17 protein-coding genes are annotated in these 22,909 nt (G+C 69.0%); 9 read left to right on the top strand and 8 right to left on the bottom strand.

From position 1 onward, the window contains the following. The first annotated feature begins 16 nt into the window (after positions 1 to 16). The gene (locus tag ACFLIM_RS34330) at positions 17 to 1,732 is read left to right on the top strand and encodes a thiamine pyrophosphate-binding protein (protein WP_393172532.1); all 1,716 of its coding nucleotides are present in this window, start codon (positions 17 to 19) and stop codon (positions 1,730 to 1,732) included. A gap of 97 nt (positions 1,733 to 1,829) precedes the next feature. Here ACFLIM_RS34330 and ACFLIM_RS34325 read toward each other — a convergent pair whose 3' ends face one another. Beyond that, positions 1,830 to 3,854 carry a serine protease gene (locus ACFLIM_RS34325; protein WP_393172531.1) on the bottom strand — a complete coding sequence of 675 codons (2,025 nt, stop codon included), beginning with the start codon at positions 3,852 to 3,854 and terminating at the stop codon, positions 1,830 to 1,832. A gap of 589 nt (positions 3,855 to 4,443) precedes the next feature. Between ACFLIM_RS34325 and ACFLIM_RS34320 the strand changes: the two genes are divergently transcribed. Further along, entirely contained in the window at positions 4,444 to 4,782 is a 339-nt protein-coding gene (locus ACFLIM_RS34320; protein WP_393172530.1) for a hypothetical protein, read from the top strand. Between the two features lie 30 nt (positions 4,783 to 4,812). Here the strand turns inward: ACFLIM_RS34320 and ACFLIM_RS34315 are convergent, their stop codons facing one another. Continuing rightward, positions 4,813 to 5,670, bottom strand: a complete 858-nt coding sequence (locus tag ACFLIM_RS34315; protein WP_393172529.1) for a helix-turn-helix transcriptional regulator — start codon at positions 5,668 to 5,670, stop codon at positions 4,813 to 4,815. Positions 5,671 to 6,123: 453 nt separating this feature from the next. Between ACFLIM_RS34315 and ACFLIM_RS34310 the strand changes: the two genes are divergently transcribed. Further along, complete coding sequence (locus ACFLIM_RS34310) at positions 6,124 to 6,708, top strand: TetR/AcrR family transcriptional regulator (RefSeq protein ID WP_393172528.1); 585 nt, start codon at positions 6,124 to 6,126, stop codon at positions 6,706 to 6,708. Positions 6,709 to 6,918: 210 nt separating this feature from the next. On the opposite strand, the gene ACFLIM_RS34305 is transcribed toward ACFLIM_RS34310, so the two are convergent. The 3 genes from ACFLIM_RS34305 to ACFLIM_RS34295 form a co-directional block, all read right to left on the bottom strand. Further along, a complete protein-coding gene (locus tag ACFLIM_RS34305; protein WP_393172527.1) occupies positions 6,919 to 7,779 on the bottom strand; it encodes an oxidoreductase in 861 nt (286 codons plus the stop codon). A gap of 98 nt (positions 7,780 to 7,877) precedes the next feature. Beyond that, a complete protein-coding gene (locus ACFLIM_RS34300) occupies positions 7,878 to 8,192 on the bottom strand; it encodes a hypothetical protein (RefSeq protein ID WP_393172526.1) in 315 nt (104 codons plus the stop codon). A 321-nt stretch (positions 8,193 to 8,513) separates the two neighbouring features. Further along, positions 8,514 to 11,396 (bottom strand): helix-turn-helix transcriptional regulator, encoded by a 2,883-nt coding sequence (locus tag ACFLIM_RS34295; protein WP_393172525.1) that lies wholly within the window; start codon positions 11,394 to 11,396, stop codon positions 8,514 to 8,516. Positions 11,397 to 11,619: 223 nt separating this feature from the next. Here ACFLIM_RS34295 and ACFLIM_RS34290 point away from each other — a divergent pair, with 223 nt between their 5' ends. The 3 genes from ACFLIM_RS34290 to ACFLIM_RS34280 all read left to right on the top strand — a co-directional run bounded on the left by ACFLIM_RS34290 (position 11,620) and on the right by ACFLIM_RS34280 (position 17,941). Next, a complete protein-coding gene (locus tag ACFLIM_RS34290; RefSeq protein ID WP_393172524.1) occupies positions 11,620 to 15,351 on the top strand; it encodes a S8 family serine peptidase in 3,732 nt (1,243 codons plus the stop codon). Positions 15,352 to 15,493: 142 nt separating this feature from the next. Beyond that, the gene (locus ACFLIM_RS34285; protein ID WP_393172523.1) at positions 15,494 to 15,820 is read left to right on the top strand and encodes a hypothetical protein; all 327 of its coding nucleotides are present in this window, start codon (positions 15,494 to 15,496) and stop codon (positions 15,818 to 15,820) included. Between the two features lie 3 nt (positions 15,821 to 15,823). Next, positions 15,824 to 17,941, top strand: coding sequence for a carbon starvation CstA family protein (locus ACFLIM_RS34280; RefSeq protein ID WP_393172522.1), 2,118 nt, complete (start codon positions 15,824 to 15,826; stop codon positions 17,939 to 17,941). Here ACFLIM_RS34280 and ACFLIM_RS34275 read toward each other — a convergent pair. Continuing rightward, positions 17,938 to 18,363, bottom strand: a complete 426-nt coding sequence (locus ACFLIM_RS34275) for a MarR family winged helix-turn-helix transcriptional regulator (RefSeq protein WP_393172521.1) — start codon at positions 18,361 to 18,363, stop codon at positions 17,938 to 17,940. The genes ACFLIM_RS34280 and ACFLIM_RS34275 overlap by 4 nt on opposite strands. A gap of 61 nt (positions 18,364 to 18,424) precedes the next feature. Between ACFLIM_RS34275 and ACFLIM_RS34270 the strand changes: the two genes are divergently transcribed. Further along, positions 18,425 to 19,042 carry a maleylpyruvate isomerase family mycothiol-dependent enzyme gene (locus tag ACFLIM_RS34270; RefSeq protein WP_393172520.1) on the top strand — a complete coding sequence of 206 codons (618 nt, stop codon included), beginning with the start codon at positions 18,425 to 18,427 and terminating at the stop codon, positions 19,040 to 19,042. Between the two features lie 34 nt (positions 19,043 to 19,076). On the opposite strand, the gene ACFLIM_RS34265 is transcribed toward ACFLIM_RS34270, so the two are convergent. Further along, positions 19,077 to 19,379: a histidine phosphatase family protein gene (locus tag ACFLIM_RS34265; protein ID WP_393172519.1), complete on the bottom strand. Its 303-nt coding sequence runs from the start codon at positions 19,377 to 19,379 to the stop codon at positions 19,077 to 19,079. A 36-nt stretch (positions 19,380 to 19,415) separates the two neighbouring features. On the opposite strand from ACFLIM_RS34265, the gene ACFLIM_RS34260 reads away from it, so the two are divergent. Then, a complete protein-coding gene (locus tag ACFLIM_RS34260) occupies positions 19,416 to 20,378 on the top strand; it encodes a DNA polymerase domain-containing protein (RefSeq protein ID WP_393172518.1) in 963 nt (320 codons plus the stop codon). Between the two features lie 5 nt (positions 20,379 to 20,383). On the opposite strand, the gene ACFLIM_RS34255 is transcribed toward ACFLIM_RS34260, so the two are convergent. After that, entirely contained in the window at positions 20,384 to 20,992 is a 609-nt protein-coding gene (locus ACFLIM_RS34255; protein ID WP_393172517.1) for a hypothetical protein, read from the bottom strand. 681 nt (positions 20,993 to 21,673) lie between these two features. On the opposite strand from ACFLIM_RS34255, the gene ACFLIM_RS34250 reads away from it, so the two are divergent. Beyond that, positions 21,674 to 22,909: tyrosinase family protein (locus ACFLIM_RS34250; protein WP_393172516.1), on the top strand; the 1,236-nt coding region annotated here is incomplete at its 3' end.

Raw genomic sequence — 22,909 nt, 5'->3', positions numbered from 1 at the left:
ATGCGGGGAGGACGCCATGAAGGTCTACGAAGCTCTCGTCAAAGGGCTCGAAAGCGTGGGAGTCGATGCCGCGTTCGGCGGTGCCGGGGAGAACGCCGCCGGCCTGATGCTGGCGCTGAAGCATTCGCGGCGGATCCGGCCGATCATCACCCGGCACGAGCAGGCCGCGTCGTTCATGGCCTGCGGGTACGCGATGTACACGAGCAAGCTGGGCTTCTGCTTCGCCACGGCCGGACCTGGGGCGTTCAACCTGTTCTCCGGGCTGGCCGTGGCGATGTCCGACTCCTACCCGGTCCTCGCCGTCTCGGGGTACGCGTCCAGGAAATGGCAGGGATGGGGCTCACTCAACGAGACCTCGGGCATGAACAGGACACCCGACTCGCGGGCCATGTTCGCGGCCACGACCAAGAAGTCCTTCCTGCTCACCGACGCCGCCGACACGTGGGACGTACTCGAGGAAGCGGTCAACATCGCGTTCGAGGGGCGGCCAGGACCGGTGCACATCCACGTACCCGAGGACTTGACCGAGCGTGGTGTCGAGGCCGGGGATGTGCGACCCATCCGGCTTGACGTCGCGAGGGTGCTGCCCGACCCGGCACGTGTGGAGGAGATCGCATCGGTGCTGGCGGAGGCCATCGCGAGGCGGAAGCGCATCGTGGCACTCGCCGGTTTCGGCGCCGTCCGGAGTGGAGCGGGGCCGGAGATCAGGCGGTTGATCGAGCGGTTCCAGATCCCGCTGCTGACCACACTCGACGGCAAGGGCATCGTGTCCGAGGGGCACCCGCTCTCGGTGGGCGTCTTCGCCGACAGTGGCCACGCGAGCGCCTGGAAGGCCTTCCGCGAGGCCGACGTCGTGTTGTGCATCGGGAACTCGCTCAACCAGCACGCCACGTTCAACTACCGCAAAGACCTGTTCAACGGCAAGCTGCTCATTCACGTGAACATCTCGGACACCGAATTCCACAAGGCGTACAAGCCCGACTATGCGCTCCTGTCCGACGCGCGACCGGCCGTGGCGGCCCTCGTCGACGCGCTGGAGCGGCGGGTCGGCGAGGTGCCGGCCGTCGCGGTCGACGGCAGGGACTACGAGGCCAGGCACATCACCCACCTGACCGGGAAGATCCACCCGGGAGAGCTCGCGCAGGCGATCGGGCGGATGTTGCCGGAGCGCGGCGTCGTCCTCGCCGACGCCGGTGCGCATCTGGCGTGGCTCGGCTACTACGTGGACCTCGAAGAAGGCCAGAACTTCCGCAAGGCCGGTTCGTTCGGGCCGATGGCCGGGCACGTCAACGGCGCCATCGGGCTGAAGGTCGCACAACCGGAGCGGACGGTCGTCGTCGGCTGCGGCGACGGGTGCTACTCGCTGTCCGGCTTCGAACTGATGACGGCCGTCGAGCACGACATCCCCGTCATCTGGGTCATCTTCGACGACCAGGAATTCAAGTTGATCAAGCTCTTTCAGATCGCGACCTACGCGGAGACGGGGCTGGTCGAGTTCCAGAATCCGGACTTCGCCGCCTACGCGGGTGCGTGCGGCGCGGACGGCTACCGAGTGGAGACGCTCGAGGAGTTCGAGAACGCGTTCCGCGCGGCACTGAGCTCGGGCCGGCCCACGGTGATCGACGCCAAGATCACTCGATGGGCCGTACCCCACTACAGTCCCTCGCCCGACGGCATGATCGCCGGCCTGATCGAGGCCCTCGAAGATCGCTTCAGGGATGAGCGAGGGTGACACTGGCCGGGCGGTGATCGGTCGCACGCTGGTCCCGCGCGGATCCGTCGCCGGCGATCTGAGCGGCCCAGGTGTCATGTTCGACACTGCTTGGGGTTCATGCCGGGCTCGGCGACGTGAGCGGGATCCCGATCACATGGGCGACCTCGGGGTGAGCGAGATACTCCTCGATGTCGTGGGCCCGGCCCGCGGGGTTGGTGACGGGGGTTTCGGCCAGCTCTCCCTGCCAGTGATCGCCCAGTGGGCAGCCGATGGCGACCGGATCGATGGGGCACCAGGCGTTGAACCAGCGCGCCACCCGGCCCGGCCGCTGGGGCCCGCCGGTGAGCAGGCGCTTGTGGACGCTGTCCATACCGAGCGGGCTGCCGGCGGTGACGAGCAGTTCGACCTCGACCCTCGGGTCGAGCCGGGTGAGCAGGTCCATCGCGACCACCGTGCCCAGGCTGTGGCTGACCAGCACCAATCGGCCGGTCCGCGGCATCGTCTGGAGCACGCAGTCCAGAACCGTCTCCCGGATCCGCTGGTCGTCGAGGTACGCGGCCACATCTCCGAAGATCGCGGCTATGAGCAGCCGATCCAGGTTGGTGGTGTTGGCCAGCCAGCTCAACCCCTGGTGTACGGCGTCGCCCAGCCCTTCCGCCCGGGCCGGCCGTTCGGCGGGCATGCCTGCCCGGGTCGCCGCCTCAATGATCATCTGCTCGTACAGCCGCCGCGTGGCGCCGGATCCCGGTGCGGCCGCCTCGACGGGATCGTCGACGACCCCCCGAGGTGCCTCCCGTGTTCGCAGGGCCTGGGCGAGCTGCAGCCCATAGAAGGGGAACCAGACGTCGGCCGGCGTGATCGTGGTCAGCCCCGCTCGGGTGAGTCCGCCGTTCAACCCGGCGGTCCAGTACCGGCGCAGTTGCTCTGGGTCACGTCCCTCTTGACCGCGGCCGTGCAGGAAGACCAGGTGCTTGGACCCGCCGAACGCGGTCGGTCTGGAGGGCAAGCCGATGCGGGTCGCGGTGGTCCGGACGTACGCGTCATCCGCTCGTACGCCTGTCTCGACGGGTGATCCGTCAACCGAGGGGGCGGGAGGCGGGACCGAGCCGGCGACGGCCGTCCGCGCGGCGGCGCCGTTCTGGAGCCCGGCCTCCGGCCCCATCTCGGCCAGGAACGCCAGGCGAGCGGTGTCGAGCGGCAGCGCGGCCAGTTGCTTGAGGATGGCGCTGACGCGCACGCCCTCGTTGGAGATCCAGTCAACGGCGTCGTCGCCGTCTCCCTCCTGCCAGATCTGCCCGTCCCGCCGCAGGATCCGGCCCTGGTCGTCGGTCCTGGGCACGCCACTGTGGTGGAGCGCCGTCACCTCCCACTGGTCGTTGAACACCGGGGAGCCGGAACTGCCGGGTTCGGTGTCGGTCTGGTACTGGATGAAGTCGTCCAGCCGTGCCTCCAGCCGGTTTTCCCGGATGGAGATCTCCTTCAGCCGGCCGCTGGGATGGCCGATGATGTTGACCGGCTCTCCGATGACCAGCTTGCCCGTCTGAACACTGAGCCTGTTCCAGCCGAACGTCTCCCCCAGAGGCCGGCCGTCGGCACCGGGGCTCACCAGGACCAGGGCGAAGTCGAGATCGGGGTCGGCGATGAAGAAGGTGTCCGGGGCGAGGGTGAACCGCCTGGACACGTCGGGGATGTTGTCGATGGTGACCTGGGCGTCGAACTCCACGAAGGCCGACCGGGCCGCCGTGGCGCCGGGGAACACGTGGTGATTGGTCAGCAGCAGCCTCGGCGAGACCAGGAAGCCGGTGCCGATCGGGATTTCGCGGCCGTTCTCGCTGACGGAGATCCGTGCGACGGTCCGCGCGGCCCGCATGCCACGAGGCAGGAAGCTCCACGCCTGCAGGTCTTTGGCCACCCCGAGGATGCGCTCGTACATCCTGGGCCGGTCCAGGCTGTCGGCCCGGGTGGCCTCCATCGCCGCCTCGACCGGAACCCCGTTGCGCTGGATGAGGCGGGCGGCGCGGGCCGCGAGCATCTCCGGCGAGTCGGGGAACGCCTCACCCCGCTCCTGCCTCCGCCAGGCTTCATCACGCTCGGAGCCGCTCCAGCGATACCGCTCGGCGGCAGCCTTCGCATGACCCACTCTATTTTCCCGAACTTCTGTTGATACATCCATAACGGTCCGCCGCCCCGAGGTCCCACGATTCCCCTTAAAACACTCATATCCCTGATGAATATGTATGTCGCGGCGAGCTGACGTCCAGGGGGCGATCGATTAATTGACCGCCTGCTAACTTATTTTTCTACGTTCAGTGATATGTCGCCCTTTCTGATTAGTGAGCGTTAGAGGCTGAGGTTATGGCAGTTTGGTGCGAGGTGGGTCCTGGCCGACCGGGCGAGTTCACCGAGGCCGGTTGGCCGGGGAACGCTTCGGTTGGTGCTCAGTCATGCGGGCTTCGTCGCGGCCCTATGATCTGATGAGGTGGAGTGCTTCGTTGCCGTTGCGGAGGAGTTGCACTTCGGCCGAGCGGCTCGGCATCGCGCAGCCGCCGTCCTCGCCTGGCCGGACGGTCCGCGGTGACGCTCGCCGAGCTAACCAATGAGGACTCTGATATCCGGCGATGTGTCCTGGGCATCGATGGTTACTCCTGTGAGTGATGAGAGAGTTGCTTTGAGTAATGGTGGGCAGGGAGGTGAAAGCACTACTGATCATCGGAAAGGCCGTTACACCCATGAGGCTCGCCCTGGCATTGCTCGCCCTGACCGCGTACCCGCAACCCGCCGCAGCCGGCACCGACACGTACACCTGTGCCTGGATAGCCGAGAACAAGCACGCCGGGCAGATGACGGTAACCGGCACCAACTGCACGGGACCGGCGCAGTCCGGCCGCGGCACCGTCGCCGCGCCGCTGAGCGTGTCGGGCGACCTGCGCCGACCGTGGACGGTCACCCGCCGGGGCCCGGCCACCTACAGCTTCACCGGGGCGGAGGGCCAGTTCACCGCGGCGGAGGACCCCCAGCCCGGCGAGCCGCTGACCGTGACCTTCCTCGGTGCGGTCCGGACGTCCTGAACGTCGCGTGGCGCGGGTTCGACCTCGCATTCAGCCGACGATGTCCTGGTCTTGGGTCGTTGCGTCGCGTTCATCGGTGGCCGCGATGGATCCGAGGAGACCGAGGGCCTGGGCGGAGGCCGTTCCGGGTTCCGCGTGGTAGATGACGAGCTGCTGCCCTTCGGTTCCGGCGATGGCGAGCTTGTCGCGGCGCAGGTGCAGCTCCCCGACCTGCGGGTGCAGCATGTGACTCGTGCCTTCCCCGCGGTGCCCGACGTCGGCGCGGGCCCAGAGGGTGCGGAAACGATCACTGCTGATCGACAGCTCGCCGACGAGTTCCGCCAGGCGCGGGTCGCCGGGGTCGGCGCCGGCCGTCGCGCGCAGGCCGCCGACCACGCCGGCGGTCGCGCGGTCCCAGTCCAGGTGGAGTTCGCGGTCGCCCGGGTCCAGGAAGACCTGTCGCAGCAGGTTCCGGCCAGGGGCGAAGTTCGGTGACAGCGCCCTGGCGAGGTGGTTCGCGGCCAGCACGTCCATGTACCTGCCGTACACGTACGCGGGCATCGGCAACTGGTCGATGAGCTGGATGATCCCGGCCGGGACCCGTTCGGCACGCGGGCGGGCCCGGCGGCGGGTCTTGGGGCGGGCCAGGTCGTGCAGGTGCGCGGTGGCGGCCGCGTCGAGTCGCAGCGCGTTGGCCAGCGCGTCCAGTACCTGGGCGGATGGATGCTGACCGCGTCCCTGCTCCAGGCGCAGGTAGTAGTCGGAGCTGATGCCGGCCAGCATCGCCAGCTCCTCACGGCGAAGTCCGGGAACTCGCCTGCGGTCGCCGCCGATCAGGCCGACGTCCTCGGGGCGTACCAGATCGCGTCGTGCGCGCAGGTAGACGCCCAGTGCGTTGGCTTTTTCCACCGTTCAAGGCTAATCGCCGTCGATGCGGCGTGACTGTCCCTGCTGCTCCCAGGATGAGCGCGACATACCCTCCCGGTCCGGTACCGACGACGCCACCGTCGCCGTGGCCGTGGCCTAACTCACTCGCCGAGAGGGCCGGCTCGACGTTCTGATCAACAGCGGCCGCCAGACGGTCGAGCAGGGTACCGACGCGATCGTACGGCTCGCGACCATCGGCTCGGACGGGCCCACCGGCACGGTTTCTGACCGCGCCGTGCCGCGGTGGCTCCGCCGAGGCGTCGCCCGGGAGAAATGGTGACGGCCATCGCGTGAGGCTCCCTCGAAAGAGCCACGGTTCACGTTCGGGGAGACCGGGGGCGATGGCCGCGGACAACAGTGTGGTGGTTGGCCGGCGGCTGATGAGGGCGGATCGAAACCGGTGACCCCGACTTTGTGGCGGCTATAGTTAGTCAGGTGACTGACTCGAAAGGTTCCCGGGTAAGAGCGGCAACCGCCAAGCGGCAGCGGTTGATGATCGCCGCCGCCCGGGTCGTACACCAGCAGGGTGTGGAGCGTACCACCATCGCCGACATCGCCCATGCCGCCGACGTCCCCGTCGGCAACGTGTACTACTACTACAAGACCAAGGACGAGCTGGTCGGCGCCGCGCTCACCGAGCACGCCCGACAGCTGGGGCTGCTCACCGACCGGCTGGATGGCCTGCCCGATCCGCGGGAGCGGCTCAAGGACCTCGTGGAGGCGTGGGTCAGCCAACGCGATCTCGCGGTCCGGTACGGCTGCCCGACCGGTACGCTGGCCGCCGAGCTGGACAAACGCGCCGAAGGCGGCCTGGACGTGGAGGCGGGCAGGGTCATCCGGCTGCTGCTGGACTGGGTCGAACGCCAGTTCCGCGAACTCGGCCTACCCGACCCCGACGGGCTCGCCCTGACCCTGGTGGGCGCCTACCAGGGCATGTCCCTGCTGGCCAACGCCCTGCGCGAGCCCAGCGTCATGACTCGCCAGGGCACCCGCCTGCTCAGCTGGCTGGACTCCCTGTAGCCGGCCTCCAGGCGAACGCGTCCCCGTACCACCTGATCCGGCCCAACCCCGGAAACGGCATATGGTACGCGTGCACGAGCAACATTCCAGGAGCCTGCGGCGGCTGCGTACCGAGCGGCCGGCGTCGAGATCCCAGGGGGGTGATCTGGGCCCTGGTGGGGCTGCTGGCCGTGGCATTCACCCTGCTCCAGTCGCGGGACTCCTGAAGGCTCAGATGGCGTCGAGTTCCGCCACCGCGTCCTCGGGGAGTGCCAGGTCGGCGGCGGCGACGTTCTCTCGGAGGTGGCCGAGGGAGGACGTGCCGGGGATCAGCAGGATGGTCGGCGAGCGCCGCAACAACCAGGCGAGGGCGGTCTGCTGGGGCGACGCGCCGAGGCGGGCGGCGACGCGGTCGAGGACGTCGGACTGCAGCGGCGTGAAACCGCCGAGCGGGAAGAACGGCACGTAGGAGATTCCCTCGTCGGCGCAGCGGGTCACCAGCGCGTCGTCCTGGCGGTTCGCGAGGTTGTAGAGGTTCTGCACGGTGACGACCGGGGCGATCCGCTGGGCCTCCGTGAGCTGCTCCGAGGTGACGCCGCTGACGCCCAGGTGCCGGATGAGGCCCTGCTGCCGCAGGTCGGCGAGCACGCCGAAGGGTTCGGCGAGGGAGCCGGCGATCGCTGTGTCAGCGGCCCCGACTCGCAGGTTGACCACGTCGAGCGCTTCGACGCCGAGATGGGTGAGGTTGTCGTGGACCGCGTCGATCAGGTCCTGCGGGGACAGGGCCACGTTCCACGAGGCGTCGTCGCCTCGGGTGGCTCCTACCTTGGTGACGATGCGGAGGTCGTCGGGGTAGGGGTGCAGGGCCTCCTTGATCAGCTCGTTGACGACGGCGGGGCCGTAGAAGTCGCTGGTGTCGATGTGCGTGACGCCGAGCCTGACGGCCTCGCGCAGCACCGCGATCGCCTGGTCGCGGTCCTTCGGCGGGCCGAACACCCCGGGCCCGGCCAACTGCATCGCGCCGTAGCCCATCCGGCTCAGGGTGAGGTCCTCGGCGAGGGTCAGGGTTCCGCCGGGGCTGGTCTTGGTCATGATGGCTCCTCTCTCTCAGCAGTCGCAATCCTGGCGGAGGACCGAGTGGCCGGGAGAGGCCCCGCTGATCCTGGGACTCGCAGTGACAGTCACCCGGTCTATTCGAATTCGCCGGATCTTCCTACCTTCGCGCCCACGCTCGCGCTGTCGGCCTCGAGGCCGGGGACTCGCTCGGCGATCAGGTCGTCGATGTTCATGAAGGCGACCAGATTGCTCACGGCCTGGGCCGGGTCCGCCTTGATCTTGTCGATTTCCTCCTGCTTCTGGGCGGCCGTCGGGTTCGGCCCGACGTGCCAGACGCCGTTCCTGTCGATGAGGTCGATGGCCGCGTCTTGCAGGGCCTTCGCATCGGTGATCGACATGATCATCTTTATCTCGATGCGGACGTCCTGCTGCTCTTCCTGATCTGCCATGGTTGACAGCCTATGGAACGTGCGCCCGGCGTCGGCCTCGTCCGGAAGGAGGGTCGCGATCGTACTTTTGGCCGGTTGGGCGATCGGGCCGCGGCTCCTAGCCTGAGCGGCGTGCGGGTTCGAGGGTTCGCGGCTGAGGTCGGGCTCGGTGCGGTGGTCGCGGCGCGGCGGGTCGTCGGCTGTTACGCGACGACGGCGCGGCCCCGATCCCGCCCGGTCCCGGGCAGCTCAGCGAACTGATCGAACGCTTCAACGGTCCCGCGGTGCGCCTGAGGTTGCCCGGCGACGAGTCGGCCTGGGAGCACCGCCTGATCTGCTGAGTCATGGATCCGAGCCCAGGAGGGTCGACAACTCCTTCCGCGACAGCAGGCCCAGCTTGCGCAGCGCGCTGGAGATGTGGCTCTCCACCGTGCGCCTGGACAGGAACAGCTCGGTCGCGATCTCCTGGTTCGTCCTCCCCTCCGCCGCCAGCAGCGCCACCTCGCGCTCCCGCGACGACAACGTCTGCCCGTGCGACGGACGCCCTCCCCGCCACGGATACGGAATGGGCACCCCGTTCTGCCGCATGACCCGGCAGATCCGCGCGATGTCCCGGTCCGCGCCCATCCCCCCGTACAACCGCAGCGCCCCTTCCAGCAGCGGCCCCCCGTCAGCGGCGCTGCGCTCGCAGCGCCACCGGCCCAGGCGCTCGGCGGCCAGCGCCTCCTCGTAACGCAACCCGGCGGCGCGCAACGTGGCCAGCGCCGCGTCCAGCAGTCGGTCGGCCTCCAGAGAATCCCGCGAACGAGCCAGGACGGCCCGGGCGCTCAGCAACGCCGCCTGCGCGATCGGCGCGTCGGCGCCCGCGATGCCGAGATTCAGCTCCTCCACCAGCTCAGCGGCCTCACCTGCCTCGCCGAGCGCGTCCAGCGCGTCCACCAGGCACAGTACGGTCTCCGCGCCCCACACCCAGTTCCCCTTGGAACGCACGTGAGCAAGGGCCGCGGTCGCGTACGAGGCTGCCCCGGCGGCGTCGTCCAGCGTCAGCAGCAGCCGGGACAACGTCATCAGGGCGGGGATGAGCGGCCACACGGACCCGACCCGCTCGGCGATCGCGATCACGTCGCCCAGCCGGGCCGTCGCCTCCTCGGCCGGGCCCGTCGCCGTGAGCAGCGTGGCCTGCAGCAGCCGCCGGTCCAGGGACGCGGCCCCCACCTTGGCCCCTGTGCCCTCCAACCGGCGGGCCCGGTCCGCCAGGCCCTCCCACCGTCCCGCGGCGTGGTCGACGGCGGCCGTCACCAGCTCGACGATCTCCGCCAGCCGGAGGTATTCGGCCTGGTCGACCACCTGGCGTCCCTCGGCGAGCAGCGCCTCGGCGCGCTCCAGCCGGCCGATGTGCAGGGCGCCCTGAGCCCAGTTGAGGCAGGCGCGGGCGTGCTCTCTCGGGGCCGCTCTGAGGCCGTCGTCACGCAGCAGCTCGTCGATCAGCCGCCAGCTTCCCGGGTCGCCCTGTTCCAGCAGGAGTGAGGCCCTGGCGATGCGTACCGCGATGCCGACGTCGCGGTCGCCGCTGCGGCGGGCCGCCTCCTCGGCCTGGTCGCAGCGCGCAGCGTGCTCGCTGACGTGCCGGTCCACGACGGTCTCGGGCGCGGAGAGCACGGCCAGCGCCCGCCCCAGGAGCGCGGGCCGGTCGGCCAGGTCCTCGATCGCGCTCTCGATCTGGAGGTGGCCCGCCCGCGTCTCGCCCTGCTGCCGCAGCAGCCGGCCGAGTGCGAAGCGCAGCTCGCCGCGCAGGTGGGTGGGGAGGGGCTCGGTGGCCAGCAGGCGTTCGAGTATCGGTACGGCCTCCGTGTGCGCCAGCCCGTCGACCGCCGCCCGGCCGAGCTTGACGGCTAGCCGCACGCGTACCTCGCGGGACAACTCGCCGAGCTCCAGCGCCTGGAGCAGGAACCGGGCCGCCGTGGCGTCGTTGCCGTGGGAGAAGGCGGTGTCGGCGGCGGCCTCCGCGTGGCCCACGAATTCCGCCGTACGCCCCGCCTGCCGGTAGTGGTGGGCGAGCCTGGCCACAGGTCTGGGCGCGGCCCCGGATTCGAGGGCCTGCGCGGTCCTGAGATGCAGCAGGCGACGGCCGGACACGGGCACGGACTCGTACACGATCTGCCGTGCCAGCGCGTGGCGGAACCGGCAGCGGCCGTCCTCCTCGTGCAGCAGCCCCACGGCCTGGGCCTGCGCGAGAGCCTTGGCGATGCCCGCCGCGCCGCTGCCGGTGACCTCCGCGAGCACGTGGTCATCCGGTGTCATGCCGATGACGGCGGCGGCCCCGATGATCTCCTGGGCCGGGTCGTCGAGCGAGGACAGGCGCTGCCGCACCACGTCACGCAACACCGTCGGGACGGCCAGCTCGGCCAGCACGTCGGGACGGCCGGGGATCTCGCTGGCGGGCAGCTGTTCCAGCAGCGTGCGGAGCACTTCCTCGACCACGAACGGGATGCCGCCGGTCTTCTCGTAGAGGGGGGCGGCGAACGTACGGGGCAGCTCGGCCCGCAGGATGCTCTGCGCGAGCTCCTCCACCTCGGGCAGGCTCAGCGGCGTCAGGCTGACGGTCCTGGCCGGGCCCGAGGGCGCCCGCGCGAAGGCCTCGCGGATCGGGAGCAGCCCCACTTCGGTGCGGACGGTGAGGATCACCGAGACGTTCTTCGGCTGGTGGGCGGCGAGGAAGGCGAGGAAGTCGTGGGTGCCGCCGTCGGCCCAGTGCACGTCCTCCAGCACCAGCACCAGCGGGCCCAGATGGTCGAGCAGCGCGACGGCCGCCCGGAACACCCGGTGCCGCTCCGCCCGCTGGTCGGGTAACGCGGGCAGGGGCGGCGGCAGGTGTTCGGCCAGCTCGGGGAGCAGCGGCGCGAGCACCCCCACGACGGGATTGGGCGGCCGGGACCGGGCGAGCTCGTCGCCGGCCAGGCGGAAGGCGTCGAGCAGCGGGGACAGCGGCAGGGGCTCCTGGAGCTGCTCGCACTGGCCCACGAGCCTGCGGATCCCAGCCAGGCCCGGCGTCGCGAACAGCTCTCCGACCAGGCGGCTCTTGCCGATGCCCGCCTCCCCCTCGATGAGGGCGAGGGACGGCGGAGAGCCGATGACCGCACGCAGGAGGGCGAGCTCGGCCCGGCGGCCGATGAGCACGTCGGACAGAGATCCCGAGGGGGCGACGCGGGCCGGTCCCAAGGGCACGCGGCCCCACCCCCTACCTGCCCTGATGTGTGAAATATCAGCGCAAACAGGCTACCGGATGGTCATCTCCCGTTAAGTGCCGTCCAAAAATCCGTATACCGTACGGATGCCGCCCCCAGCCGCCCCTCATTAGCCTCGGCGATCGTCCGCGAACAGCGGCGACGCATGAGGGGCGACGATGGATCTGTCCAAATCTCCTGGTATTCCCAGACGGTTATTGGCGATGACGGCCGTGACCGGGTTGACGCTGGCCGGGCTCGCCTGGCCCGGCCCGGTCTCCGCGCAAGCCGGCCCGGACGAGCAGAAAACCTACATCGTGCAGATGGCCCCCGACCCCGTGGCGACCTACGAGGGCGACGTGGCGGGGCTGGCCAAGACCAAGCCGCAAGAGGGCGAGAAGATCGACCCCGGCTCCAACGACGTGACCAAGTACGCTGACCACCTGCGCGGCCGGCACGATGCCGCGCTGAAGAAGGTCGGGGGCGGCAAGAAGGTCTACGAGTACCTCTACTCCTACGGCGGCTTCGCGGCCAAGCTGACCGCGGACCAGGTCAAGCAGCTGCGGGCGATGCCCGATGTGGTGGCCGTGACCGAGGACAGGAAGGTGTCGGTGCAGACGTCGTCGACGCCGACATTCCTGGGCCTGGACGCCCGCGGCGGCCTCTGGGACCAGCTCGGCGGACCGACCGGGGACAAGCACGGCAAGGGCGCCGGCGACGGCCTGGTCATCGGCGTGATCGACAGCGGCATCTGGGCGGACAGCAAAAGCTTCGCCAACCCCGACCCGAGCGGGAAGAAGTACGGCCGGGTCGACGGGTTCCACGGCAAGTGCGACTCCGCCACCCCCGACAACTCCTGGAACAGCGGCCTGTGCAACGGCAAGCTGGTCTCGGCCCAGCACTTCAACGCCGGGTGGGGCGGTGACCAGGGCATCAAGGAGCAGTTGCCCTGGGAGTTCCAGTCGCCGCGCGACTACAACGGGCACGGCACGCACACGGCTTCGACGGCGGGCGGCAACCACGACGTTCCCGTGACGGGTCCGGCCGCGACGTTCGGCTCGATCAGCGGCATCGCGCCGCGGGCCCGGGTGGCCGCGTACAAGGCGCTCTGGTCCACCCAGGACGCCTCCACGGCCAACGGCTACTACTCGGACCTGGTCGCCGCCATTGACCAGGCGGTGGCGGATGGCGTGGACGTCATCAACTACTCGGTCTCGGGCGGGGGCGCGGACCTTCTCGACCCGGCGGAGTTGGCGTTCCTGAACGCCGCGGAGGCGGGCGTCTTCGTCGCCGCCGCGGGCGGGAACAGCGGCCCGACGCCCGCCACCGTGGATCACCCGTCCCCGTGGGTGACCACGGTCGCGGCGGGCACCCACAACCGCGGCACGTCGGGCTCGGTGACGCTCGGCAACGGCACCACCTACAGCGGCGCGTCGCTGGCGGCGAAGGCCGGTCCCGCGCCGCTCATCGACGCCACGGCGGCGGGACTGCCGGGCGTGGACGCGACACAGCTGGCGCAGTGCTACGCCGCCAAGGACAACGACGGCAAACCGGTGCTCGACCCGGCCAAGGTCAAGGGCAAGATCGTGCTCTGTGACCGCGGGGTGACGCCGCGCGTCAACAAGAGCGCCGCCGTCGCCCAGGCGGGCGGCATCGGCATGGTCCTGGCCAACGTCGACGAGAGCTCGCTCAACGCCGACCTGCACTCCGTCCCCACCGTGCACATCGCGCTCAAGGACCGGCAGGCCGTCAAGGACTACGCCGCCACCGCCGGCGCGACCGCCACGATCGACCAGGCGGAGATCAGCAACGACGCCCCGGCTCCGTACGTGGCCGAGTTCTCCTCGCGCGGGCCGACCGCCGCCGCCGGCGGCGACGTGCTGAAGCCCGACCTGACCGCTCCCGGGCAGGACATCCTGGCCGCGTTCGCGCCGCCGGGGGCCAACGGTCTCGACTTCAACTTCGCCAGCGGCACGTCCATGGCGTCCCCGCACGTCGCCGGGATCGCCGCGCTGCTGAAGGACCTGCATCCGGACTGGTCGCCGATGGCCGTCAAGTCGGCGCTGATGACGAGCGGCTCCGACGTGCGCGACGGGCCGAACACGGACCCGTCGGTGATCTTCAGCGCGGGCGCCGGCCACGTCACTCCGAACAGCGCCGCCGACCCCGGCCTGGTCTACGACAGCGGGGTCCAGGACTGGCTGGCGTTCCTGTGCGGGAGCACCAAGGGCGTGCAGCAGCAGACCTGCGACGCGCTGGCCAAGAAGGGTTACTCGTTCGACCCGAGTGACATGAACGTGCCCTCGATCTCGGTCGGCAGGCTGCCGGGCACCCAGACGGTGACGCGCAAGGTGACCAACGTGGGTCGCTCGACCGCCACCTACACCGCCTCCGTCGCCGACCTGAGCGGCATCACGGCCAAGGTCAGCCCGAGCAAGCTCAAGCTGAAGTCGGGGGAGACGAAGTCGTTCACGGTCTCCTTCACGCAGACCACGGCGCCGATGAACCAGTACCAGGGCGGGCAGCTCACCTGGAAGGAGCACAAGCACACGGTACGCGTGCCCGTCGTCGTACGGCCGGTGCCCGAGAAGTGGGCGGCCACCTACGGCGCCAAGGGCGGCGACGACTCCGCCGAGCACATCGCCCTCGACCCCAAGGGCAAGCGGATCTACGTCTCCGGCGTGAGCTACGGCACCTCTCCCGGCATGCTCAGCCCGCAGATCGCCACCGTCGCCTACGACGCCGCCACCGGCGCCGAGGTGTGGAGCAAGGGCTACACGGGTCCCGGCAAGAGCTACGACGAACCGATGGCGATCGAGGTGAGCCCTGACGGCGGCAAGCTCTTCGTCCACGGCGTCAGCACCGGGACCGACGACACCGGCAACGACGCCGTCACGATCGCGTACGACACCGCCACGGGCGCGGAGCTCTGGGTCACGCGGTACAACGGGCCGGTGAACGGCTCGGACAGCGGCTGGGGGCTCGAGGTCAGCCCTGACGGGAAGAGCGTCTACGTCACCGGCATGGCCGCGATGGCCGAGCCCGGCAAGGAGGACTACTACACGATCTCGTACAACGCCGACACCGGCGCGCGTACGTGGATCGCGTACTTCGACGGGCCGGGAGGGGCCACCGACGAGGGGCGGGTGCTCAAGGTGACCCCGGACGGGTCCAAGCTCATCGTCACCGGCCAGAGCCAGGGCGAACCCGGCACGGGTCTGACCAACTGGGGCACCGTGGCCTACAACGCCGCCACCGGCGAGCAGCTCTGGTCGGCCCAGCACAACGGCCCGGCGAACGGGAGCGACATCCCCTCCGCGATGGAGGTCGCGGCGGACGGCAAGGCGGTCTTCGTCACCGGAGCCAGCTCCGACCCGAAGACGGAGACCGACTGGGCCACGATCGCCTACGACACCACCACAGGAAAGGAGATCTGGACCGACCGCTACGACGGCCCGGCGCACTCCAGCGACAACCCGCAGGACATCACGCTCGCGCCCGGCGGTGGCAAGCTCTACGTCACCGGCAACACCGACGGCGAAGGGACGAGGTCGGACTACACCACGATCGCCTACGACCCCGCCACGGGCCGGCGGTCCTGGGTGCAGCGTTACAGCGGCCAGGCGAAGACCGACGACGTCGCGTGGGACGTCGCCGTGACCCCGGATGGCGGCAAGGTGGTCGTCACGGGTCAGAGCGCGCAGGACCCGGACAAGGGCAACGACTACCTGACGATCGCGTACGACGCGGCGAGTGGCCAGCCGGTCTGGACGGGCACCTTCGACGGGGCGGCCGGCGTCTCGGACAGCGCGCACGCGCTGGCCGTGGACGCGGCCGGCGGCGCGGGTGTCCGGATCTTCGTGACCGGTGCGAGCGCGATCAGCGGGAGCCCGACGACCGCGCTGGAGGTCGACTTCGGCACGGTGGCCTACTTCGACCCCTGGAAGAAGCCGTAACCGGTTAGGTGATCGCGCCCCTGCCCCCACCGGGGCAGGGGCGCGTTGCTTTTCGGGGGTTCCGCAAAGGCTGTTTCAACGGCGAGTACAGCGGGTAAGGCCGACGTTAATTTCTGAGCTACCTGATATTCAGGAGCGCCAGATGTCCCGTATCACTCTCACCCCCGCCGCTCGTGAATCCCTCCGCGATCAAGAAGTCGTGTTCTTCGACTGGCATGTGACCGGCCTCTGCTGCGCGGACGCGGGGGAGTTCTCGGTCAGGCCGCTGCGCCGCTCCCGGTTGCCCCGCCGGGCGCGCAGGCTCGGGACCGATCTGGTGTACGCCCATCCCACCGCCTGGGTGCATCTCGCCGAGCTTCCCGTGACGATCGACTGCCGTCCGCTGTGGCGCTGGCGGCACTTCACCACCGATCTGCCGCCGGATGCAGGGCTGCGTTGTTGCCTGGGTCGCCCCATATCCGGGAGGTAACGGGTGAAACTGCGTTCCATCATCATCTGGACGGCCGTCGCTCTCGTAGGTGCCACGGGGTGGGCGGTGCTCGCCCTGTCCCGCGGTGAGAACGTCAACGCGGTCTGGCTGCTGGCCGCCGCCCTCGGTTCGTACGCCATCGCCTACCGGTTCTACGCCAGGTTCATCGTGCGCAAGGTGTTGCGTGCCGACGACCGCCGGGCCACCCCAGCCGAGCGGCTCGACAACGGCATCGACTACCAGCCGACCGACCGGCGGATCCTGTTCGGCCACCACTTCGCCGCCATCGCGGGGGCGGGGCCGCTGGTGGGGCCCGTGCTGGCGGCCCAGATGGGCTACCTGCCGGGCACCATCTGGATCGTCGCGGGGGTGATCTTCGCCGGGGCCGTGCAGGACATGGTGATCCTGTTCTTCTCCATGCGGCGCAACGGCCGCAGCCTCGGTCAGATGGCGCGCGACGAGATCGGCCCGATCGGCGGGGCGGCGGCGCTCATCGCGGTCTTCGCCATCATGATCATTCTGCTCGCCGTGCTGGCGCTGGTCGTGGTCAACGCCCTGGCGCAGTCCCCGTGGGGCGTCTTCTCCATCGCCATGACCATCCCCATCGCCCTGTTCATGGGGTTCTACCTGCGGGTGATCCGGCCGGGCAAGGTCGTCGAGACCACCGTGATCGGGGTCGCGCTGCTGCTCCTGGCGATCGTGGCCGGCGGCTGGGTGCAGGAGTCGAGCTGGGCGCCGTTCTTCACACTGAGCCCGTCGGCGCTGGCACTGTGGCTCATCGCGTACGGGTTCGTCGCCGCCATTCTGCCCGTCTGGATGTTGCTGGCGCCGCGCGACTACCTGTCGACGTTCATGAAGATCGGCACCATCGTGCTCATCGCGATCGGGATCGCCATCACGATGCCGGCGATGCAGACCACGGCGTTCACCGACTTCGCCTTCAGCGGCAAGGGGCCGGTGTTCGCGGGGGCGTTGTTCCCGTTCGTGTTCATCATCATCGCCTGCGGGGCGCTGTCGGGGTTCCACTCGCTGATCTCGTCCGGCACGACGCCCAAGATGATCCAGAAGGAGACCCAGGTCCGGATGATCGGGTACGGCTCCATGCTCATGGAGTCGTTCGTCGCCGTCATGGCCATCACCGCAGCCTGCGTGCTGACCCCCGGGCTCTACTTCGCGATGAACTCCCCAGCCGGCGTCGTCGGGGCCACCGTGCAGACCGCCTCGGAAGCGGTCACCAACATGGGCTTCGTGATCACGCCCGAGCAGTTGCAGGCCGCGGCGGCGGCCGTACAGGAACAGACGCTGATCGCCCGGACCGGAGGCGCGCCCACGCTGGCGGTGGGCATCTCGCAGATCTTCTCCGGGTTCCTCGGGGGAGCGGGGCTGCAGGCGTTCTGGTACCACTTCGCGATCATGTTCGAGGCGCTGTTCATCCTGACCACCGTCGACGCGGGGACGCGGGTGGGGCGGTTCATGCTCCAGGACACGCTGGGGAACGTGTGGAAGCCGATCTCCCGGGTGAGCTGGTGGCCGGGGCTGGTGGCGGCCAGCGCGGTCGTCGTGGCCGCCTGGGGCTACTTCCTCTACGTGGGCGTCAACGACCCGCTCGGCGGCATCAACCAGCTCTTCCCGCTGTTCGGCATCGCCAACCAGTTGCTCGCCGCGGTGGCGCTCACCGTGGCCACGACGTTGCTGATCAAGAGCGGGCGGCTGAAGTGGGCTTGGGTGACGGGGGTGCCGCTGGCCTGGGACGTGGCCGTCACGCTGACGGCCAGCTACCAGAAGGTGTTCTCCGCCGACCCCACGCTCGGCTTCTTCGCCCAGCGCGACCGCTATCAGACGGCGCTGGACCAGGGGAAGTTGCTCGCGCCCGCGAAGACGCCCGACGCGATGCAGCAGGTCGTGGTCAACTCCACCGTGGACGGGATCCTGTCCGCGTTGTTCGCGATCCTGATCATCGTGGTGATCCTGGACGCGCTGCGCGTGTGGACCAAGGCGATCAGGACGCGGGAGCCGCTGCCGAGCACGGAAGTGCCGTTCGAGGAGTCGAAGATCCTGGCGCCGGCCGGGCTCATCGCCACCCGCGAAGAACGCGAGCTGATGGCCAAGGCGCCCTCCTAAAAGGCGCCGATGACGCGGCTCAAAGCGGCGTTCAGCTCGGCGAGGCCGTCCTCGCCGAGCAGGGCCGCGACGCGTCGCTCGACATCGTCGATCGCGGCGTAGCCGACCTTCAGCGCCTCGTCGCCGCGTTCGGTGAACACGATGAGCTTGGCTCGGCGGTCGGCGGGGTCGGGCGCCCGGCGCAGGTAGCCCAGCTCCTCCAGGTCGTCGACCAGCGCCCCCATCGCCTGCGGGGTCATCTGGGCCTTCTGCGCGAGCCTGCTCAGCCGGATGCCGTCGTGCTCCATGTGGAAGAACACCGCCGAGTGGGCGGGCCTGACGCGGGTGTCGTACGTCCTGCCCGCTTCGAGGACGACGTCCTGGAGGCGCAGATACGCCTCGTAGAGCAGCGCTATGACGTGCGGTGGATGTGTGGCGGCCAAGGACACTTCTCCCATTGCTAATGAAGCCTTATATTAAGTCTACCTTAGCAATGGAGGTGCGATGAACCAGGAAGACATCTGGGCTGCACTCGGAACCGAGCGGCGGGCCCTGGCCGACCTGCTCGGCTCGTTGTCGGCGGACGACTGGGAGCAGCCTTCGCTCTGTGAGAGCTGGCGGGTCCGCGACGTGGCCGCCCACCTCGCGCTCGCCACCAGGGTGAGCCTCCCGTCGGCGATAGTGGAGTTCGCCCGGGCGCGCGGGAGCTTCGACCGGTTCGTCCGCGACACAGCGGTGCGGCACGCCAGGCTGCCGATCGGCGAGATCGTCGAGCAGGTACGCGAGTCGGCCACCTCGCATCGCAGGGCGCCGACGACCAAGCCGCTGGATCCGCTCTTCGACGCGCTCGTCCACGCTCAGGACATCGCGGTGCCGCTGGGCGTCGACCGGGCCATGCCGCTCGACGTGGCCCGCGCTTGCGCCGCCTTCATCTGGGAGCGCGGCTTCCCCTTCTACCCGCAGCGGCGCCTGCGCGGGCTCCGGCTGGTGGCCACGGACGTGGACTGGGCGGTTGGTGAGGGGGACGTGGTGGAGGGGCCCGTACAGGCGCTGCTCCTGCTGCTGAGCGGGCGGCCGGCCGCGCTGCCCAGCCTGAGAGGGGCGGGTACGGCCCGTCTATAGGCGGAGCTCGGGCGGGAAGCCGGTCCACCTGAGCTCAGGCGGCAGGTGCGCCATGTCGTTGTAGAAGAGCACCGAGGACGGGCGGTCCTGGGCGTACCTGATGACGGTCAGGGCGGCGTTGCAGTGGTTGAGGCCGAGCCAGCGGGATGCCGGGTAGTTGCTCGCCGATCAGCTCCGCGGTCTGGGTCACCCGGGGGAGCGGGCCGTGGTGGACGGCGGCGAAGGAGATGCCCTGGAGCCTTTCGCCGAGCAACGTGGCCTGGCGGCGGCCGGCGTCCGTCAGGCTGCCGTCAGGTGATGCTTCGCCGTGCCGGGTGAGGTACAGGTACCGGGTCATATCGGGCTCTCCTCATGGTTGACCTCGGGTGTGCGCATGGGCATCGTAGGGCGGGTGGCCAGCGATGAGACACGTGACGGGGTCGCTCTGACCAACCTCGACCAGCCGCTGTTCGACGGGGCGGGCGCGACCAAGCGCGACCTGGTCGACTACCTCGACGCGGTCAGCGACCGCATCATCGCGGCCCTGCGCGACCGCGCGCTCTCCGTCATCCGCGTACGCCCAGGCCAGCAGCCGTTCATGCAGAAGAACCTGCCCAAGTACGCCCCCGACTGGGTGAAGTCCGTGTCCGTCTGGGCCGAGGCGTCACGCAGGCAGGTGACGTACGCGCTGTGCGACGACAGGCGGACGTTGTTGTGGTTCGCCAACCAGCGGGCGGTGGAATACCACCCGGCGCTGTTCGTCGGCGACCAGCCCACGCACATGGTGCTCGACCTCGACCCGCCAGAGGGCAGTGACGCCTTCTCGCTGGCCGTGCGGGGCGCCTTCCTGGTACGCCAGGCGCTCGACGACGCCGGGCTGGCGGGCGCGGTGAAGACCAGCGGGGCGAAGGGCGTACACGTGTTCGTGCCCGTGGCGGAAGGGACGGCGGTGGAGGACCTGGCGGCGGCCACCCGCGCTGTGGCCGCTCGCGCGGAGCGGCTGGATCCGGCGCTGGCCACCACGGCGTTCATCCGCGAGGACCGCGCGGGCAAGGTCTTCCTCGACTCCACCCGGGCGGGCGGGGCCACGGTGGTGGCCGCCTACAGCCCCCGCATCCGCCCGGGCGCCCCCGTCTCCTTCCCCGTACCCTGGGCCGACCTCGACCGCGTGGCACCGGCCGACTTCACCATCCACACGGCGCCCGGGCAGCTCAAGGGGGACCCGTGGGCCGAGCTCATGCCCGAGCCGCAGCGGTTGCCCGCCGACCTGGTCGAAGAGGGGCACACGATCCCGATCGCCCGCGTACAGGCGATGCACGAGGGCAAACGCCGCGCCCGCGCCCGCCGCGCCGAGTAGCCCGTTCATGGGCGCACGGGGAGACCGGCGCGAAGAGCCGTCGTGACGACGTCGGGTTTGTCGGCGAAGAAGCGGATCGTGGTGGCCTCGGCGCGGGCGCCGAGCGGGCGCACGAAGGTGATCGGCTCGGTCAGTTCGATCGTCACGTTGGTCTGCGAGGAGACCGCCACGCTCAGCCTGCCGTCCTTGATCGAGACCATGCTGCTCTCGTCGTAGTTGCGGCCCGTGCGCACGGCGGCGATCTGGTGGCGGGGCACGCGCAGGTCGAAGTACGCGCCGTACCTGATGCGCAGTTCGTCGGCCGTGACGACATGGGGCCGGGTGACGCAGGCGGCGGCCAACATGACCCCGAACAGCAGCCCGTACACATCGGCGAACAGCACCGCGAACCGCACCCCTGCGGGCACGCCGGTGGCGACCAGCAGCAGATCTATGACCACCGTCTCGACCGCCATCGCGAACAACATCAGCGACAACATGAAGGTCTGCTCCTTGGCGTACGTCACGGCGGTCGCGCCGCGCGGCACGCCGTGACGGCGGCGCACGACCCACAACCCGATGGCGGCCAGGCCCTTCAACTCGAACCCCAGGATCCGTAGCGCGGCTCTGACCATCGGGTTTCCTCTCCTCCGGGGCGATCACCCCCGATTAGACACGTTGACGTCGCGTCAAGGTCAAGCCGCTCGGTCCTCAGGCGCCCTCAGCCTCAAGATCTCGATCTAGTGCTGAGGTGTGATCAACGCTGGCGTCCGTCGGGGCACCGCCGTTTCGTTCGTCCCGCCTGTGGACGTCTGCCGAGGCTAGGGAAATCCCTAGGTCGGTCCCTGGTGCGTCCCCGCACAGAGCTAACTCATGCTGAGAACTCTACTGAGAGCAACCGAGAATCAGCATGTCGTCGTGTTCATGCCGGCAACCAGTACTCCGGGAACGATGCTTCGCGTCGGCAGGTGTACGGCCGACCATATCGTCGATTGAACAAATCACGTCAATTTCGATAGAGGTTAAATAGCCAGTTCCACCTGGACCGCATGGGGTGAATGTCATGAGAACTCACCAAGAAATATATAGAGGGCGGGTAATCTCGGTAAGAGGGCGGGCCGGCGAAGGCGATCTGACCCTCGACTCTCCGGCGGACACCGAACCCGAGCTCTATATCGACGAGGAAAAGATATACACGGTTGTCGACCATTCCGGCCGGTATATCGCTGCCAGTTTCGCGTACGACCCGCAGCGGTCTCTGCCTGAGCTAGCAAAACGGATCATCGAATATCGCGACGCGGTGCGGGGGTAGCGACATGGACATCCGGAAGAATCAAGCCAGTCTCACGGCGAACGAAAGATCGGCCTTCGTGGCCGCCGTCAAGGCATTAAAAGCAAGCGGCGCTTATGACGTTTTCGTCGCGCAACACCGAACGGCCTTTCAATCCTCACCGAATGATCCGGCCCACGGCGGCCCTGGCTTTCTTCCCTGGCACCGGGAGTTCCTTCGACGCTTCGAACGCGCCTTGCAATCAATCGACTCGAGCGTGTCCATTCCTTACTGGGACTGGACCGTGGACAACTCACCCGCATCATCACTTTGGTCCGCCGGTTTCCTGGGCGGCAATGGATCCGGCCCCAACCAGCAGGTCACTACCGGGCCGTTCGCGCATGCGACAGGTCAATGGACACTGACCATCCTCGATCCCGGGGAAACCCGCCCCTACCTGCGGCGCGCCTTCGGGATGATGGGCTCACTGCCGACCCAGGGCCAGGTCGACACCGCGAAAGGCGTCGTTCCTTACGACTCCGCACCCTGGAACCGGGCAAGCGACACCAACACTAGTTTTCGCAATCGTCTGGAGGGCGTGATCCACAATCCTGGCCATATGTGGGTCGGCGGATCAATGATGGATATGTCGTCTCCCAACGACCCTGTCTTTTGGCTCCACCACTGCAACATAGACCGACTGTGGGCAGAGTGGCAGCGGGCGCATCCTGATCAAGCTTACCTGCCACCCACAGGAACCGCCGGCGTAGTGGCAGGCCATGCCCTCGACGATCCCATGCCGCCGTGGGCCGGAGAGCAGAACCCGCCTACCCCGAGAAGAACCCTGGATCACCACGCGCTCGATTACACATACGACACCATTGTGAGCGGCCGCATTATGGTTGCGGACTTCTCCAGCGGGCAGTCGCCGGCCACTGTTCGGTATTGGGAGAACTGGGGGGAGCATCGTCTGTTCAATGGGTGGCAGGACGACAATGACTGGGTGCTTGTCGGTGACTTCATGCATCTGGGTTACGATCAGTTGCTGTCCATCAATCGGACGAACGCGGGGGATGGCCGCGTCATGGTTGCGGACTTCTCCAGCGGGCAGTCGCCGGCGACTGTTCGGTATTGGGAGAACTGGGGCGAGCATCCTCTGTTCAATGGGTGGCAGGACGACAATGACTGGGTGCTTGTCGGTGACTTCATGCATCTGGGTTACGATCAGTTGCTGTCCATCAATCGGACGAACGCGGGGGATGGCCGCGTCATGGTTGCGGAC

Origin of the sequence: Nonomuraea marmarensis (assembly GCF_043197025.1) — a bacterium.
GTDB lineage: Bacteria > Actinomycetota > Actinomycetes > Streptosporangiales > Streptosporangiaceae > Nonomuraea > Nonomuraea marmarensis.
The sequence above is the reverse complement of the archived record's forward strand: the minus strand, read 5'-3'. Positions and strand labels throughout refer to the sequence as shown.

What these genes read in the sequence shown, in the direction of transcription:
- ACFLIM_RS34330 (WP_393172532.1), top strand. Translation starts at nt 17, where the DNA reads ATGAAGGTCTACGAAGCTCTCGTCAAAGGGCTCGAAAGCGTGGGAGTC.
- ACFLIM_RS34320 (WP_393172530.1), top strand. Translation starts at nt 4,444, where the DNA reads ATGAGGCTCGCCCTGGCATTGCTCGCCCTGACCGCGTACCCGCAACCC.
- ACFLIM_RS34305 (WP_393172527.1), bottom strand. Translation starts at nt 7,779, where the DNA reads ATGACCAAGACCAGCCCCGGCGGAACCCTGACCCTCGCCGAGGACCTC.
- ACFLIM_RS34300 (WP_393172526.1), bottom strand. Translation starts at nt 8,192, where the DNA reads ATGGCAGATCAGGAAGAGCAGCAGGACGTCCGCATCGAGATAAAGATG.
- ACFLIM_RS34290 (WP_393172524.1), top strand. Translation starts at nt 11,620, where the DNA reads ATGACGGCCGTGACCGGGTTGACGCTGGCCGGGCTCGCCTGGCCCGGC.
- ACFLIM_RS34285 (WP_393172523.1), top strand. Translation starts at nt 15,494, where the DNA reads ATGTCCCGTATCACTCTCACCCCCGCCGCTCGTGAATCCCTCCGCGAT.
- ACFLIM_RS34270 (WP_393172520.1), top strand. Translation starts at nt 18,425, where the DNA reads ATGAACCAGGAAGACATCTGGGCTGCACTCGGAACCGAGCGGCGGGCC.
- ACFLIM_RS34265 (WP_393172519.1), bottom strand. Translation starts at nt 19,379, where the DNA reads ATGACCCGGTACCTGTACCTCACCCGGCACGGCGAAGCATCACCTGAC.
- ACFLIM_RS34260 (WP_393172518.1), top strand. Translation starts at nt 19,416, where the DNA reads ATGGGCATCGTAGGGCGGGTGGCCAGCGATGAGACACGTGACGGGGTC.
- ACFLIM_RS34255 (WP_393172517.1), bottom strand. Translation starts at nt 20,992, where the DNA reads ATGGTCAGAGCCGCGCTACGGATCCTGGGGTTCGAGTTGAAGGGCCTG.